This is a genomic window from Herbidospora sp. RD11066, assembly GCF_054661255.1.
In genome coordinates this window covers 654,567-669,349 of the sequence record NZ_BAAGDO010000003.1, presented here as the reverse complement: position 1 = coordinate 669,349, position 14,783 = coordinate 654,567, and the positions used below count along the sequence as shown (strand labels likewise).

Below are 14,783 nucleotides of genomic sequence, written 5' to 3'. Positions count from 1 at the left end.
TGCAACCGATGCGCCCGCTCCCGCGAAGTGGATGCTAAGGTCCCTTAGCTTTTACAGAGGAGCGCAGGATGAAGCGGGCGTGGCTGACGTTGGCGATCTGGCTGGTGTTACTGGCCGGAGCCGGGATGTTGAGCGGGAAGCTGTCGGAGGTCAGGAACAACGACCCCTCGGCCTACCTGCCGGCGAGCGCCGAGTCGACCCAGGTCGAGCAGGCCAGACGGGCCTTCGCCCAGGGCGGTGCGATCCCGGCGATCATCGTCTGGGAGGACAAGGCGGTCGAGGAGGTCCGCGAGCTCTTCCCGCAGGCCGAGGCTTCCGGAAACGTCGTGCGGGCGGTCGTGCCGCTGGAAGGCGGCGACCTGGAGGCGCTGACCTCCGAGGTCGACCGGCTGCGGGAACGCGCCGGGCCCGGCGCCTACGTGACCGGTCCGGCCGGGCAGAGCGCCGACGCCATCGAGGTGTTCGGCTCGATCGACCTGACGCTGCTCATCGCGACCTCGATCGTGGTGATCATCGTGCTGCTGCTGACCTACCGCGGCCCGCTGCTCTGGCTGATCCCCTTCTTCTCGGCCGGAGCCGCGCTGGTCAGCGCCCAGGCGGGCGCCTACCTGCTGGCCAGATACGCCGACTTCACGGTCAGCGGGCAGAGCGGCGGCATCCTGCTCGTGCTGGTCTTCGGCATCGCCACCGACTACGCGCTGCTGCTCGTGGCCCGCTATCGCGAGGAGCTCACCCGCCACGAGAACCGCGTCGCCGCCATGACCGTGGCCTGGAAGCGCGCCGCCCCCGCCATCGTGGCCAGCGCCGCCACCGTCGTCGCGGCCCTGCTCTGCCTGCTCGCCGCCGACCAGAGCGCCACCCGAGGTCTCGGCCCGGTCTGCGCCGCCGGTGTGGTCTGCGCCCTGATCGCCATGCTGACGCTGCTCCCGGCCCTGCTCGTGCTGGTCCCGCGCGGCGTCTTCTGGCCCCAGATCCCCCGGTACGGCACCGCCTCGCAGCAGGCCGGAATCTGGAGCCGCATCGGCTCGGCCGTCGACCGCCGCCCGCGCCGGACCTGGATCATCACCTCGGTCGTGCTGGCCGCGATGGCCGGGACGCTGAGCCTCATCACCATCGGCCCGCTGGCCGACGCCGACACCTACACCGGCCGCCCCGAATCGGTCGTCGGCGCCGAACTGCTCGCCAAGAACTTCCCCGCCACCCAGGACGGCTCGCTCGTCGTCATCGCCCCCGCCGGTCAGGCGGCCCAGGTCAGGGCCGCCCTGGCCGCCGACCCCGGCGTCTCCGCCCTGGCCGAGCCCGTGGTCACCGGCCCGAACGCCCTCATCAACGGCGCGGTCAAGGACCCCGCGACGGTCGAGCGGCTGCGCGAGATCCCCGGCGCGCAGATCGGCGGCACCGTCGCCGAGGCCCTCGACGCCGAGACCGCCTCCGAGCACGACGCCCGGCTGATCATCCCGCTCATCCTGGTCGTCATCGTGGTCATCCTCGGCATCCTGCTGCGGGCCGTGGTCGCGCCGCTGCTGGTGATCGCCACGGTCGTGCTCTCGTTCGGGGCCACGCTCGGGATCTCCGGCCTCATCTTCGAGCACGTCTTCGGATTCGCCGCGACGGAAACAGGCGTGCCCCTTCTGGCGTTCGTGTTCCTTGTGGCCGTGGGAGTGGACTACAACATCTTCCTGATCACCCGCGTCCGCGAGGAGACAACTGAACACGGCACCAGGAAGGCCGCCCTGATCGCCCTTTCGGCCACCGGCGGGGTCATCACCTCGGCCGGTGTGGTGCTCGCCGCGACGTTCGCCGTGCTGGGCGTGCTGCCGCTGGTGGTGCTGGCCGAGATCGGATTCATCGTCGCCTTCGGTGTCCTGCTCGACACGTTCGTGGTCCGGTCGGTGCTTCTGACGGCACTGACGATCGACGCGGGAGACCGGATCTGGTGGCCTTCTGGGCTTAGGTCAAAGATCGTCGAGAATCGTCATCTCTCGCCCTCGAATTCCTCTGGTCCAGCAAGGTAAAAAATCCGGCCGCCGCGAGTGCGCCGACGACGTACCAGAAAAGATCAGGCGCATTGAAGGTGGTGCCGAAAACCACTGCGGATACGGGGAATCGGGCCGCGAGGTCTGCCGGTAGGGGCGTGAGCTGGGCGAACTCAACCGCCCAGCAGAAGATCACCGACGCCCCACCGGCGAGAAAAGGTCGCGTCCTGGGGAACCATGCAACGGCAAAAGTGGTTATAAAGGATGAGTACAACGAAGTGCCGCAGTATTTGGCGAAAGGTCCCTCGAAGACCGCCCGAACGGTAAGACCGGCAGCGACGATCACGAGGGACGCGGCCACCGCCGCGAGTCGCCTGGCTTTGATCGACAAGAGAGTTGAACCTTTACGACCTGAAGGTCATCCGTTAGCACGATTGAAGCGAAAAGTTCATGGACCGGCAGCCAGTCCGGAGAAGCATCCCGAACCCGCAAAAAGACCAGGAAACTGACGGTCCCGGTTGAGATGATGGAGGGGTGCACGTCCGAGTCGGTCCGACCTACAGCTAAAGGATCGTGATGAGGATGAAGATGATCCAAATCCGGCCGAAGCCGCCGAAGGCGCCGAAGCCGAGTCTCGACCTCCGCACCCCGTCAGGCCGGCTGCTGCCCTACTGATCGACCACCTACCAACGAAAGACGCACCACCTGGGAAGAGGTGCCCATCATGTGTCAGCACCACCCGAACTGCCCGTCCGCATACGCTCCCGACCGCGCGTCCGCTCACGTCGTGGCGGCCCACCCCGAGCAGGGCTGGAGCCTCCTGTGCAACGGCGTCGTGCTGTTCGAGGACACCGGGCTGATCATGCCCGACTGCACCGTCTGCACTCCGCACCGCGCACCGGCGATGGCCTAGCGCACCCGAGCGACCACTCCGAGCACGCCGTGTTTGGTGAAGTCGACCGGAACGTCCCACGGAACGTCGGGGCGCCAGGCCTCGCTGGGCACGATTCCGGGCTCCAGGATCTCCATACCCTCGAAGTAACTCGCGACCTGCGCGCGGGAACGGCCCGCGATGCCGCCGGAGGCGGTCTTCGCGTAGACCTCCCGCACCGATTCGAGCGTGTCGTTCTGCAGCTCACCGGGAAAGCCGTGTGTCATCACCACGTAGCTCCCGGGCGCGAGCTCCGACCGGATCGCCGCCATGATCGCCGAAGCCTCGTCGTCGTCGCTGACGAAGTGCAGAATCGCGAGCAGCAGCACCGCGACGGGCTTGCTGAAGTCGATGAGCTCCGTCACCTCGGCGCTGTTCAGCAGCGCCGCCGGTTGCCGCACATCTCCGTTGACGACCCGGGTGTTCCCGTTGTCCTCGAGCAGGGCCCGGCCGTGCACCAGCACGATGGGGTCGTTGTCGACGTACACGATCCGCGTTTCGGGGTTCACCCGATGGGCCACCTGGTGGGTGTTGTCCTGGGTGGGCAGCCCACTGCCGATGTCGACGAACTGGCCGATGCCCTCTTTGGCGAGTAACGAGACCGTGCGCGTCAGGAAGGCCCGGTTCTCCCGGCACATCTCCCGGGCGTCGGGGACGAACTCGATCAACCTGTCGGCCGCCGCGCGGTCGGACGCGAAGTTGTCCTTGCCGCCGAGCCAGTAGTCGTAGATCCGCGCCACGCTCGGAACCGTCGGATCGATTCCGGCGGGAGCCTGCTCCTCGGACGTCACGTCCTTCTCCTTCGCGGCTGGAGCCTCGGTTTTTAACGGATGTTATGGGACGAGGCTCCATCACGCGGATCATGACCCGACTTTTCCGGATTTGTGGCCTAGATCACATGTCTCGTTCCACCCGCATCGCGGCTTCCTCCGCCGAATAACGGCCGTCGTCGTCTCCGGCGTCTTCGCCGACGAGTTCGTCCTCGTCGTCCTCGCGGGCGCCCTCGTCCGGGTCGACCAGGCGGCCGGCCGAGACGCGTTCGTCGCGGGCGTGGTGCAGATGGGCCTCGGGCCGTTCGGCGGCCAGGCGCCGGTCGAGGGAGTCCTCGTCGGTGTCGTCGAGGCCGATCGGGTGGTCGGCGTCTTCCACTTCGTCTTCCGCGTCGAGATCGACATCCTGAATGCCCTGGTCATCGGGTTCGTTCATGGCTTTCGCCCCCTTCAGTCAGGGGTTGCCCGGGACGATCGCCGCGAAACGACATGTTTGGTCCGGTTCGGGCGGGCAGTAGGGGTGGTGCCACAACCGCAAACCCCACAAAGGAGAGCGAAGGCACATGCAGCCGAACGAACACCTCTGGACCTACCGTCAGGGCGTACAGGATCCCACCACGACCCTGGACGTGACCGGCTTCACGGTCGAGGCGACAGACGGAAAGATCGGCTCCGTGGACCAGTCGAACTACGAGGTCGGCGAGAGCTACCTCCTGGTCGACACGGGTCCCTGGATCTTCGGCAAGAAGGTCGTGCTCCCGGCCGGGACGGTCACCCAGATCGACCCGCAGGAGCAGAAGGTCTACGTCGCGCGTACGAAGGAAGAGATCAAGAACGCCCCCGAGTACGACGAGATGACCTTCAAGGATCCGATGTACCGCGATCAGCTGGGCGGTTACTACAACCGCTTCTGACCGGGTAGTCCACAACCAACACCGCGGGCCGTCCCCCTTCCGGGGGGCGGCCCGTTGTTTTACAGTTAACGTATGAATAATCGTTCAAGTGTCGAAGTGACCTTGGCGCCCGACGCGTGCGTCGACGCCGAGCGGGTGATGCACGTCCGCTCGGTGATGCCCGACGACGACCTGGTCGGCGAGTTGTCCGAGGTGTTCGGGCTGCTGGCCGATCCGGGGCGGCTCCGATTGCTGGCCGCCCTGCTCGAAGGCGGTGAGATGTGCGTGTGCGACCTGGCGGCGGCGACCGGCCAGAGCATGTCGGCGGCCTCCCACGCCTTGCGTCTCCTGCGCACCCACCGGGTGGTGAAGGTGCGCCGGGCCGGGCGGATGGCCTACTACCAACTGGCCGACTCGCATGTGCGCCTGCTGTTCGACCTGGCCATCACCCACATGAGACACGACGGGAAGCCTGATGAGTGACCTGTTGATTTCGGGCGGCGGAGGCCATCCGGCTGCTGCTCACGGAGGGCGGATCGATGAGTGACCACGGTCATGGCCACGGCCACGCGGTTTCGCAGGACGCCGATCGGCGTTACCTGAGCGCGGCGCTGGTGCTCATCGTCGCCTTCATGGCCGTCGAGGTGGTTATCGGCTTCATCGCCGGGTCGCTGGCGCTGATCACCGACGCCGGGCACATGCTGACCGACGCGTTCGCCATCTTCTTCGCGCTCGTGGCCATGCGGATCGCGGCCCGGCCGCCGCGCGGCGGCTTCACCTACGGCCTGAAGCGCGCCGAGATCATCTCGGCCCAGGTCAACGGCATCACCTTGCTGCTGCTGGCGGCCTTCTTCCTCTACGAAGGCGTGCGCCGGCTGATCTTCCCGCCCGAGGTCGAGGGCCTGTTCGTCGTCTTCACCGGCCTCGCCGGCATCGTGATCAACCTGATCGCGACCTGGCTGCTGCGCCGGGCCGACCGGTCGCGGCTCAACGTCGAGGGCGCCTACCAGCACATCCTCAACGACCTGTTCGCGTTCGTCGCGACCACGATCGCCGGTCTGGTCGTCTACTTCACCGGCTGGGCCCGCGCCGACGCCGTGGCCGCGCTGGTCGTGGCACTCCTCATGATCAAGGCCGGGTGGGGGCTCGTCCGCGACGCCGGACGCGTGTTCATGGAGGCCGCCCCCGTCGGCCTCAACCCGGCCGAGACCGGGCGGCGGCTGGCCGGGATCGCCGATGTGGTCGAGGTGCACGACCTGCACATCTGGGAGGTCACCTCGGGATACGCCGCGCTGTCGGCGCACATCCTCGTCCGGCCCGGCGCCGACTGCCACGCCGCCCGCCTCGCGGCCGAGCGGCTGGTCCACGACGCCTACGGCATCGAGCACACCACCCTCCAGGTCGACCACGCCCACCCCGACCTGCTGACCATCGGCGACGACCACTGCGCCGACCCGCATGGTCCCGTCCATCGCAGCGAAGAATGAGCACCGGCCTCGTCGGCATCCGAGAGCCGGTGCTCGGTCCGGGGCGGCGGATTCCTTCCAAAAGCCAGAAGCCTCAAAGCCGTTTCTTCCGTTACGGCTCCGCCTGGCCGGCACCGCCCACCGTCGCAGTCCCGCGCCGTATCCGGCGCCAACCAACCGCTCTTCGCCTCGCCGTCACGAGCAGGTGAGACGAAGAACAAGATCGTCGGCGCCTGGCACCTTCCAGTGAGCAGACCCTCCACACGTGAGTGAATCCGAGGCGACCCCCGATCGTCGCCGTCAACGGCGACCGGATCGCGTGCCGGGAGTCACCGGTCCCCGACTTCTACTCCTCGGGTGCCGTGGGCGTCTCAGATGGCTCGGGCTGCTCGCCGTCTCCGTTGAAGCAGACCACCGAGGCGCCCTCGACGGGCTTCGGGCCGTTCTCGTCGAACGACGCCTTGCCTTCGCCGCCCGTGGCGGTGCCGAACGACGCGCCCTCCGGGAGGGCCGGTCTGGCCATCGTGGTGCCGATCTCACCTGGAGGAACGGGCATCGGGGAGGCCGGAACAGCCGTCAGTTCGCCCATTTTGATCGGCCCGGCGGGTTCCTGGCCGGGGACCGGCTCGGCGATGGTCACCGTCGTGGCGAGTTTGCCCGGTTCATCGGGCAACGGCGCGACGGCCACCGCCACACCGGCCTCACCGAGGTCTCCGGGCGCTCCCGGCTTGCCGGGCAGGGCCGGAACCGCTTCGGCGGCCCTCACCGCGGCGACCTCCTTGCCGTCGACGGTGATGACGCCGTCCTTGACCTGGACGTTCCCGCTGTGGACGGCGGTGCAGGTGATGGTGCCCGCGACCGCGGTCAGCGTGGGGGCGTCGTCGGTGGCGTTGGCGGCTCCCGTCACGCCAAAGGTCACGGCCAGGGCGAGCAGGCCTGCGGCGGCCAGGCGTCGATGTTTCATGTGGAACATCTCCTTCGTTCGGATGATCGCCAGCGTGGCCCCGCGTACCTGAAGCCAGCCTGAAGGCCGCCTCTTCAGGTTCGCTTTAGGTCCCCTTTGCCAAGGTGGAGCCATGCGCGTGCTGCTGGTGGAGGACGAACGCCGTCTGGCCGACCTGGTGAAATCGGGCCTGGCCGACGAAGGGTTCGCGGTCGACGTCGCGCACGACGGCGCCGAAGGGCTCTGGCTGGCGGGGGAGCACGACTACGACGCGATCGTGCTCGACGTGATGCTCCCCCGGCTCAACGGCTACGCCGTCTGCCGCCGCCTGCGCGACGACGGCAACTGGACGCCGATCATGATCCTCACCGCCAAGGACGGCGAATACGACGAGGCCGAGGCGCTCGACACCGGCGCCGACGACTTCCTCTCGAAACCGTTCTCCTATGTGGTCCTGCTGGCCAGGCTCCGCGCGCTGGTCCGGCGCGGCGGTTCGGCCCGGCCGGTCGCGCTGACCGTGGGGGACCTGGTGGTCGACCCCGCCGGGCTGCGCTGCCGCAGGGGAGAGACGGCGATCGCCCTCACGCCGAAGGAGTTCGCGGTGCTGCACGCGCTGGCCAGACGTCCGGGGGAGGTCGTCTCGAAGGCCGACCTGCTGGCCCAGGCGTGGGATTTCGCCTACGACGGCGATCCGAGCATCATCGAGGTCTACATCAGCGCCCTGCGCCGCAAGATCGACGCCCCCTTCGGGAAGTCGTCGCTGGTCACCGTCCGGGGCGCCGGTTACCGGCTGGAATCATGAGCCGCTGGTCGGTGCGCCTGCGGGCCACCGTGACCGTCACCCTCATCGTCGCGGTCGCGCTGGGGATCGCGTCCGCGGTGCTGATCGGGGTGCTGCGCACCAGCCTGGTCAGCGGGACCGCCGACGAGGCGGGCCGGAAGGCCGAGCAGATCGGGACGACCCTGATGGCCGCGCCCGCGCAGCCCGTGGAGATCGGTGCCGTTCCGCTCGGGCCCATCGTGGTCACCGATCCCGACGTGATGGTCACCCAGGCCAACCCGGAGATGCCGACGTTGACCGTGGCCAGCGAGGTGGCCCAGGCCGGTACGGCGATCCCCTTCGGCACGGTCAGCGGCGACGGCTATGTCACCGCCACCCGGACGCTCGACGCGGGCACCACGGTCTCGGTCCGCGCCTCCCTCGCGCCGACGCAACTGGCGCTCCAGACGCTGATCTGGCTGCTGGTCATCGGCATCCCGCTGCTGCTGGCCATGGTGGCCGGGCTGACCTGGTTCTCGGTCGGGCGGGCGCTCGCGCCGGTGTCGGCGATCCGGGCCAAGCTGGCCGACATCACCGCCCGCGACCTGCACCAGCGGGTGCCCGAGCCGCACGCCCACGACGAGATCGCCGCGCTGGCCACCACCGTCAACGGCACCCTCGACCGCCTCGAAACCGCCGTCGACCTGCACAAACGTTTCGTCGCCGATGCCGCCCACGAGCTGCGCAGCCCGATCGCCACGCTGCGCACCCGCCTCGAACTCGGCGAACGCGACGCCCCGGCGCTGGCCAAGGAGTCGCTGACCGACGTCACCCGGTTGCAGTCGCTCGCCGCCGACCTGCTGGTGCTGGCCCGGCTCGACGCCGGGGAGCCGCTGCGCCTCCAGGAGGTCGATCTGGGGCAGCTCGCGACGGAGGAGGCGCTGCGCATTCCCGTACCGACGAATCTGGACATCGCCCCCGGCGTCGTGGTGCGCGGCTCCCCCGCGCAGCTCACCCGGGCGATCACGAACCTGCTGGTCAACGCGGCGCGGCACTGCGAACAGACCGTCTCTGTACGTGTCGCGCCCGGCCCCCTCCTCGAAGTGCTCGACGACGGGCCGGGCATCCCGCGGGAGCACCGGGAGACGGTCTTCCACCGGTTCACCCGCCTCGACGAGGCCCGCGACCGCGACGCCGGAGGGGCGGGGCTCGGGCTCGCCATCGCGCGGGAGGTCGTGACCGCCCATGGCGGCACGCTGACGATCGAGGACAGCCCGCGCGGCGCCCTGTTCCGGATGACCCTCCCCTAGAACTCCAGCCACTGCTGCATGCGGGTGATGAGTTCCTCGGCGTCGACGGGCTTGGTGACGTAGTCGCTGGCGCCCGCTGACAGGGTCTTCTCGCGGTCGCCGTGCATGGCCTTGGCGGTGACGGCGATGATCGGCAGGTGCGCGAAGCGCGGCATCTTGCGGATGGCGGCCGTGGCGGCGTAGCCGTCCATCTCGGGCATCATGATGTCCATCAGGACGAGATCGACGTCTTCGTGGCGGCTCAGCACCTCGATCCCCTTGCGCCCGTTCTCCGCGTACAGGACCTGCATGCCGTGCAGTTCCAGGATGTTGGTCAGCGCGAAGACGTTGCGGACGTCGTCGTCCACCACCAGGACCTTCCGGCCGACCAGGCCGGTGTCGACGTTTTCCACAGCCTGTGGACGCTCGTCGGGGCTGGCCTCCACCAGCGGCAGCACCGCGCCCGGATCCTGTGCGGTCAGGTGCAAAGTGATGCGTTCGCGTAGTTCGTCAAGGCTGGGCAGGCGCTCCAGCGGCTGGGTGTTCGACCGGCCCTGGAGCAGGTTCTCCTGCGGGCGGGTGAGCGTGCGGGTGTGGTGGGCCAGGATCGGGAGCTCCCGCAGCGCGTGGTGTTCGTCGAGACGGCTGAGGAACTCGGCGGCGGCGTCCTGCGGCATGCCCAGGTCGAGCACGATGCACTGGTAGCCGCCCTGCATCAGCGCGGTCATCGCCGAATCGGGGTCGTTCGCGGTCGACACCCACACCGGGCCGTGCGACTCGCCGAGGTCGGCGACCACCGATTCGGCGAGCTGGGCCAGCAGCCCGTTCGGCCGCGACTCCACCACCAGCAGATGACGGCCCTCGCGGGTCAGCGGGATCCGCACGATCCGGCGCGGCGGGTCGAGGCGCTGCGGCTGGCTCATCGGGATCGCCTCGGCCAGCGGGATGAACAGGCTGAAGGTCGACCCCTCACCGAGCTTGCTGACCGCCTTGATCTCGCCGTCGAGCAGCGCCGCGATCTCCCGGCTGATCGACAGGCCGAGGCCGGTGCCGCCGTAGCGGCGGCTGGTGGTGCCGTCGGCCTGCTGGAAGGCGTCGAAGATCTGCGACAGGTTGCCCTCGGCGATCCCGATGCCGGTGTCGACGACGTGGAAGGCGAGCGTGTCGTTGTCCGACCGCTCGATCCGCAGCTCGACCGAGCCGCGCTCGGTGAACTTGACCGCGTTCGACAGCAGGTTCCTGAGCACCTGGCGGAGGCGCTGCTCGTCCATGAGGAGCTGGAGCGGGACGTCCGGCGCCACGATGACGTCGAAGCGCAGGCCCTTCTCCGTGGTCAGCGGCCGGAAGGTCGCCTCGACGTAGTCGAGCAGCTGGCGCAGCGGCATGGCCTCCAGCGTGATGTTCATCTTGCCGGCCTCGATCTTCGACAGGTCGAGGATGTCGTTGATGAGCTGGAGCAGATCGGTTCCGGCCGAATGGATGACATTGGCGTATTCGACCTGCTTGGCGGTGAGGTTGCGGGCCGGGTTCTGCGCGAGCAGCTGGGCCAGGATGAGCAGCGAGTTCAGAGGTGTCCGCAGCTCGTGGCTCATGTTGGCGAGGAACTCGCTCTTGTACTTGGACGCCAGCGCGAGCTGCTGGGCCCGGTCTTCGAGCTCTTGGCGGGCCTGCTCGATCTCGCTGTTCTTCGTCTCGATGTCGCGGTTCTGCTGGGCCAGCAGTTCGGCCTTCTCCTCCAGTTCGGCGTTGGAGCTCTGGAGCTCCTCCTGCCGGACCTGGAGTTCGGTGGCCAGGCGCTGTGACTCGCCGAGCAGGGTGTCGGTGCGGGCGTTGGCGACGATCGTGTTGACGTTCACGCCGATCGTCTCGACGAGCTGGCTCAGGAAGAGGCGGTGGATCTGGGTGAAGCGGTTGAGGCTGGCCAGCTCGATCACGCCCAGGACCTGGTCTTCCACCACGATCGGCAGCACGATCAGGTTGACCGGACCGGCCGCGCCGAGGCTGGAGGAGATCGTCAGGTAGCCGGGGGCGATGTCCTCGACCAGGATCGTCTCCCTGGCCGCGGCGGCCTGGCCGACCAGCGACTCGCCGAACTCGTAGCGGCGGTCGTGGTCGCGGTGGCCGTAGCTGCCGACCACCTGGAGGACGCCGGTCTCCTCGACCAGGAGGAAGGTGCCGTATTGGGCGTTGACCAGCGGCGCCAGTTCGTTCATGACCAGCTCGGCGACCACGGCGACGTCGCGGTGGCCCTGGGTGAGGCCGGAGATGCCGGCCAGGTTGGTCTTGAGCCAGTCTTGCTGCTTGTTGGCCAGGGTCGTCTCGCGGAGCGACTTCACCATCGAGTTGATGTTGTCCTTCAACTCGGCGACCTCGCCGGACGCGTCGACGGTGATCGACCGGGCCAGGTCGCCCGAGGTCACGGCGCTGGTCACCTCGGCGATGGCCCGCACCTGCCGGGTGAGGTTCCCGGCCAGCTCGTTGACGTTCTCGGTGAGGCGCTTCCACGTACCCGACACGCCTTCGACCTCGGCCTGGCCGCCGAGCCGGCCTTCCGAACCGACCTCACGGGCGACGCGGGTGACCTCGGCGGCGAAGCTGGAGAGCTGGTCGACCATCGTGTTGATGGTGGTCTTCAGCTCCAGGATCTCGCCGCGCGCGTCGACGTCGATCTTCCTGGTCAGGTCGCCCTGGGCGACGGCCGTGGTGACCTGGGCGATGTTCCGCACCTGGTTGGTCAGGTTGTTGGCCATCGAGTTGACGTTGTCGGTGAGGTCCTTCCAGGTGCCCGCGACGTTGGGCACCCGGGCCTGGCCGCCGAGCTGGCCCTCGGTGCCGACCTCTCGGGCGACTCGCGTGACCTCGTCGGCGAAGGCGCTCAGGGTGTCGACCATCGTGTTCAGCGTCGAGGCGAGCGCGGCGACCTCGCCCTTCGCGTCGATGGTGATCTTCTGGCTGAGGTCGCCCCTGGCGACGGCGGTGGAGACCTGGGCGATCGACCGCACCTGGCTGGTGAGGTTGGAGGCCATGACGTTGACGTTGTCGGTCAGGTCCTTCCAGGTGCCCGAAACGCCTCGCACGGTGGCCTGGCCGCCGAGGTTGCCCTCGGTGCCGACCTCGCGCGCGACTCGCGTGACCTCGTCGGCGAAGGCGCTGAGCTGGTCGACCATCGTGTTGATGGTCTCCTTGAGCTCCATGATCTCGCCGCGGGCGTCGACCCGGATCTTCTGCGTCAGGTCGCCCTTGGCGACGGCGGTGGTGACCTCGGCGATCGACCGGACCTGGGCGGTGAGGTTGTCGGCCATGACGTTGACCGACTCGGTGAGCGCCTTCCAGGTGCCGGACACGCCCTTCACGTCGGCCTGGCCACCGAGCCGTCCTTCGGTGCCGACCTCTCGGGCGACGCGGGTGACCTCGTCGGCGAAGCTGGAGAGCTGGTCGACCATCGTGTTCAGGGTGTTCTTCAGTTCGAGGATCTCACCGCGCGCACTCACCGTGATCTTCTGCGACAGGTCGCCCCGGGCGACGGCGGTGGCCACCTGGGAGATGTTGCGGACCTGGTCGGTGAGGTTGCCCGCCATGTAGTTGACCGAGTCGGTGAGGTCGCGCCAGGTGCCGGAGACGCCCTTCACGTCGGCCTGGCCGCCGAGCCGTCCGTCGGTGCCGACCTCGCGGGCTACTCGGGTCACTTCGTCGGCGAAGCTGGAGAGCTGGTCGACCATCGTGTTGATGGTGTTCTTCAGTTCGAGGATCTCGCCCCGGGCGTCCACGGTGATCTTCTGGGAGAGGTCGCCCTTGGCGACGGCCGTGGTGACCTGGGCGATCGAGCGCACCTGGTCGGTGAGGTTGCCGGCCATGAAGTTCACCGAGTCGGTGAGGTCGCGCCAGGTGCCGGACACGCCCTTCACGTCGGCCTGGCCGCCGAGCCGTCCGTCGGTGCCGACCTCTCGCGCGACGCGGGTGACCTCGTCGGCGAAGCTGGAAAGTTGGTCGACCATCGTGTTCAGGGTGTTCTTGAGCTCCAGGATCTCGCCCCGGACGTCCACAGTGATCTTGCGGCTCAGGTCGCCCTTGGCGACCGCCGTCGCCACCTGGGCGATGTCACGCACCTGGTCGGTGAGGTTGCCCGCCATGGCGTTGACCGAGTCGGTGAGGTCCTTCCACGTGCCCGACACGCCCGGTACGTCGGCCTGCCCGCCCAGCTGGCCCTCGGTGCCGACCTCCCGGGCGACGCGGGTGACCTCGCTGGTGAACAGGGAGAGCTGGTCGACCATGCCGTTGAAGACGGTCGCGATCTCCTTCAGCAGGCCGTCGTCGCCGTCGTTGGGCAGCCGGGTGCCGAAGTCACCGTCACGGACCGCCGTCAGACCGGCGAGCAACTGTCGGAGATCGAGTTCTCGTTCACGCTTGATCGTGTCCACGCTCGCTCCATGTCCTGCCCGTGAGAATTTCTGGCTTTTCCACCGTAGACACTGAACCTAGCCCGGTCATCCTGCGTACCTACGGCTGATGAGCGCGATTCGGTTATTCGCGACCAGCCTCATGCTGACGCTGGTCGTCGCCTGTTCCGGCACTGATGCATCGGATCCTGACGTCCGCTTCTCCCTGGAGATGATTCCCAACTATCGCCAGACGGTGCAGTTGGCCGAACTGGCGCAGGGAAGGGCGTACAGCGACTGGGTCAAAGCGACCTCGCTCGAAATCCGATCGCAGGGCCGGGCCGACCTGCAGATGATGGCCAACTGGCTGTCCATGTGGGAGGTCGCCCCGCCTCCCCCCGGAGCCCGCCCCATCGGCCCCGGCAACATCACCGACGCCGAGTTCACCAAGCTGCGCGACCTCACCGGTCAGGCGTTCGACCGCACCTGGTTCGGCCTGATGACGAGGCACCTCGACGCCGGCATGACCTCCGCCCGCATCGTCCTCGCGGTCGGCGACCACTCGCCTACGGCAGATCTTGCCCGGCGGCTGGTCCGCGATCAGGAGGAGATGGTCGCGGAGATCGAGCGTCAACTGGCCTAGGGTTGGGTGTCAGTCGACATCCTGGGAGGCGAGCCATCTGTGGCAGGCGACCTCCTCCTCTCCCTCGACCTCGACCAGACGACCGTGCTCGAGGTGCGCCGATCCGTCCACGACTGCGTCGGGGCGGTGGGCCTGTCGGGCATGGGCCTCGACGACTACGTCCTCGCCGTGCACGAGGCCGTGACGAACGCGGTGCGGTATGCGAAGTCGCCAAGGGTGCTGCGGTTGTGGCGCGAGGGCGCGCGGGTGCTGTGCGAGGTGTCCGACGGCGGACCGGGGATCGCGACGGGGCCGTCACGGACTCCCACGGGCGGGCGCGGGCTGTGGCTGATGCACCGGCTGACGACGATCGTGGTCAGCACGGGTCCCGAAGGGACCACGGTGCGGCTGACGGCGGGGGTCCCGCAGTCCTGAGCTTCTTGTACGTGTTGCTTGGCGGCGGTCGGGGTTGGTGTGGGGCCGGAGAGGCCACGGTGCGGCTGATAGCCGGGGTCCCGCAGTCCTGAGCTTCTTGTACGTGTTGCTTGGTGGCGGTCGTGGTCGGTGTGGGGCCGGGAAAGGCCACGGTGCCTGGCGGTGGGAGTGGCGCTTGCCATCAGGGTGTGGGGTTCTCGGGAGCCTTGGGGCTGGGGACACTGATTTCCGGTGGGTGCGGTCGTGGGGTCGTACAGAGAAATCGGTAGTTGGAAGTGGCCCGACAGTGGGTGGGAAGGCGCGCCGGGGCGATTCCTGGGGG

General features: G+C 68.3%; 14 protein-coding genes. 9 read left to right on the top strand and 5 right to left on the bottom strand.

Translation table 11 applies throughout. The features are described 5' to 3' along the window. Positions 1 to 68: 68 nt before the first annotated feature. Positions 69 to 2,015: an MMPL family transporter gene (locus ACYQ78_RS14700; RefSeq protein WP_459801371.1), complete on the top strand. Its 1,947-nt coding sequence runs from the start codon at positions 69 to 71 to the stop codon at positions 2,013 to 2,015. Here the strand turns inward: ACYQ78_RS14700 and ACYQ78_RS14695 are convergent. After that, complete coding sequence (locus ACYQ78_RS14695) at positions 1,951 to 2,322, bottom strand: ribosomal maturation YjgA family protein (protein WP_459801776.1); 372 nt, start codon at positions 2,320 to 2,322, stop codon at positions 1,951 to 1,953. The genes ACYQ78_RS14700 and ACYQ78_RS14695 overlap by 65 nt on opposite strands. A gap of 378 nt (positions 2,323 to 2,700) precedes the next feature. Between ACYQ78_RS14695 and ACYQ78_RS14690 the strand changes: the two genes are divergently transcribed. After that, positions 2,701 to 2,889, top strand: a complete 189-nt coding sequence (locus ACYQ78_RS14690; protein ID WP_459801370.1) for a DUF5999 family protein — start codon at positions 2,701 to 2,703, stop codon at positions 2,887 to 2,889. On the opposite strand, the gene ACYQ78_RS14685 is transcribed toward ACYQ78_RS14690, so the two are convergent. Both ACYQ78_RS14685 and ACYQ78_RS14680 read right to left on the bottom strand, forming a co-directional pair. Continuing rightward, entirely contained in the window at positions 2,886 to 3,698 is an 813-nt protein-coding gene (locus tag ACYQ78_RS14685; RefSeq protein WP_459801369.1) for an SAM-dependent methyltransferase, read from the bottom strand. The genes ACYQ78_RS14690 and ACYQ78_RS14685 overlap by 4 nt on opposite strands. A 103-nt stretch (positions 3,699 to 3,801) precedes the next feature. Beyond that, positions 3,802 to 4,113, bottom strand: coding sequence for a DUF5709 domain-containing protein (locus tag ACYQ78_RS14680; protein ID WP_459801368.1), 312 nt, complete (start codon positions 4,111 to 4,113; stop codon positions 3,802 to 3,804). A 127-nt stretch (positions 4,114 to 4,240) separates the two neighbouring features. On the opposite strand from ACYQ78_RS14680, the gene ACYQ78_RS14675 reads away from it, so the two are divergent. The 3 genes from ACYQ78_RS14675 (at position 4,241) to ACYQ78_RS14665 (ending at position 6,057) form a co-directional block, all read left to right on the top strand. Beyond that, the gene (locus ACYQ78_RS14675) at positions 4,241 to 4,591 is read left to right on the top strand and encodes a PRC-barrel domain containing protein (protein ID WP_459801367.1); all 351 of its coding nucleotides are present in this window, start codon (positions 4,241 to 4,243) and stop codon (positions 4,589 to 4,591) included. Positions 4,592 to 4,687: 96 nt separating this feature from the next. Next, the gene (locus ACYQ78_RS14670; protein WP_459801366.1) at positions 4,688 to 5,053 is read left to right on the top strand and encodes an ArsR/SmtB family transcription factor; all 366 of its coding nucleotides are present in this window, start codon (positions 4,688 to 4,690) and stop codon (positions 5,051 to 5,053) included. 56 nt (positions 5,054 to 5,109) lie between these two features. Next, positions 5,110 to 6,057, top strand: coding sequence for a cation diffusion facilitator family transporter (locus ACYQ78_RS14665; protein WP_459801365.1), 948 nt, complete (start codon positions 5,110 to 5,112; stop codon positions 6,055 to 6,057). A 325-nt stretch (positions 6,058 to 6,382) separates the two neighbouring features. Here the strand turns inward: ACYQ78_RS14665 and ACYQ78_RS14660 are convergent, their stop codons facing one another. Further along, positions 6,383 to 7,000 carry a hypothetical protein gene (locus tag ACYQ78_RS14660; protein ID WP_459801364.1) on the bottom strand — a complete coding sequence of 206 codons (618 nt, stop codon included), beginning with the start codon at positions 6,998 to 7,000 and terminating at the stop codon, positions 6,383 to 6,385. A gap of 112 nt (positions 7,001 to 7,112) precedes the next feature. Here ACYQ78_RS14660 and ACYQ78_RS14655 point away from each other — a divergent pair, with 112 nt between their 5' ends. After that, entirely contained in the window at positions 7,113 to 7,781 is a 669-nt protein-coding gene (locus ACYQ78_RS14655; RefSeq protein ID WP_459801363.1) for a response regulator transcription factor, read from the top strand. After that, positions 7,778 to 9,049 (top strand): sensor histidine kinase, encoded by a 1,272-nt coding sequence (locus ACYQ78_RS14650; protein WP_459801362.1) that lies wholly within the window; start codon positions 7,778 to 7,780, stop codon positions 9,047 to 9,049. The genes ACYQ78_RS14655 and ACYQ78_RS14650 overlap by 4 nt, the downstream gene beginning before the upstream one ends. Here ACYQ78_RS14650 and ACYQ78_RS14645 read toward each other — a convergent pair. After that, positions 9,046 to 13,446 (bottom strand): HAMP domain-containing protein, encoded by a 4,401-nt coding sequence (locus ACYQ78_RS14645; RefSeq protein ID WP_459801361.1) that lies wholly within the window; start codon positions 13,444 to 13,446, stop codon positions 9,046 to 9,048. The genes ACYQ78_RS14650 and ACYQ78_RS14645 overlap by 4 nt on opposite strands. 88 nt (positions 13,447 to 13,534) lie before the next feature. Between ACYQ78_RS14645 and ACYQ78_RS14640 the strand changes: the two genes are divergently transcribed. Together ACYQ78_RS14640 and ACYQ78_RS14635 are read left to right on the top strand one after the other, a co-directional pair. Beyond that, on the top strand, positions 13,535 to 14,047 hold the full coding sequence (locus tag ACYQ78_RS14640) for a DUF305 domain-containing protein (protein WP_459801360.1): 513 nt from the start codon (positions 13,535 to 13,537) through the stop codon (positions 14,045 to 14,047). 39 nt (positions 14,048 to 14,086) lie between these two features. Beyond that, positions 14,087 to 14,461: an ATP-binding protein gene (locus ACYQ78_RS14635; protein ID WP_459801359.1), complete on the top strand. Its 375-nt coding sequence runs from the start codon at positions 14,087 to 14,089 to the stop codon at positions 14,459 to 14,461. Positions 14,462 to 14,783: the final 322 nt, after the last annotated feature.

What these genes read in the sequence shown, in the direction of transcription:
- ACYQ78_RS14700 (WP_459801371.1), top strand. Translation starts at nt 69, where the DNA reads ATGAAGCGGGCGTGGCTGACGTTGGCGATCTGGCTGGTGTTACTGGCC.
- ACYQ78_RS14690 (WP_459801370.1), top strand. Translation starts at nt 2,701, where the DNA reads ATGTGTCAGCACCACCCGAACTGCCCGTCCGCATACGCTCCCGACCGC.
- ACYQ78_RS14680 (WP_459801368.1), bottom strand. Translation starts at nt 4,113, where the DNA reads ATGAACGAACCCGATGACCAGGGCATTCAGGATGTCGATCTCGACGCG.
- ACYQ78_RS14675 (WP_459801367.1), top strand. Translation starts at nt 4,241, where the DNA reads ATGCAGCCGAACGAACACCTCTGGACCTACCGTCAGGGCGTACAGGAT.
- ACYQ78_RS14665 (WP_459801365.1), top strand. Translation starts at nt 5,110, where the DNA reads ATGAGTGACCACGGTCATGGCCACGGCCACGCGGTTTCGCAGGACGCC.
- ACYQ78_RS14660 (WP_459801364.1), bottom strand. Translation starts at nt 7,000, where the DNA reads ATGAAACATCGACGCCTGGCCGCCGCAGGCCTGCTCGCCCTGGCCGTG.
- ACYQ78_RS14655 (WP_459801363.1), top strand. Translation starts at nt 7,113, where the DNA reads ATGCGCGTGCTGCTGGTGGAGGACGAACGCCGTCTGGCCGACCTGGTG.
- ACYQ78_RS14650 (WP_459801362.1), top strand. Translation starts at nt 7,778, where the DNA reads ATGAGCCGCTGGTCGGTGCGCCTGCGGGCCACCGTGACCGTCACCCTC.
- ACYQ78_RS14640 (WP_459801360.1), top strand. Translation starts at nt 13,535, where the DNA reads ATGAGCGCGATTCGGTTATTCGCGACCAGCCTCATGCTGACGCTGGTC.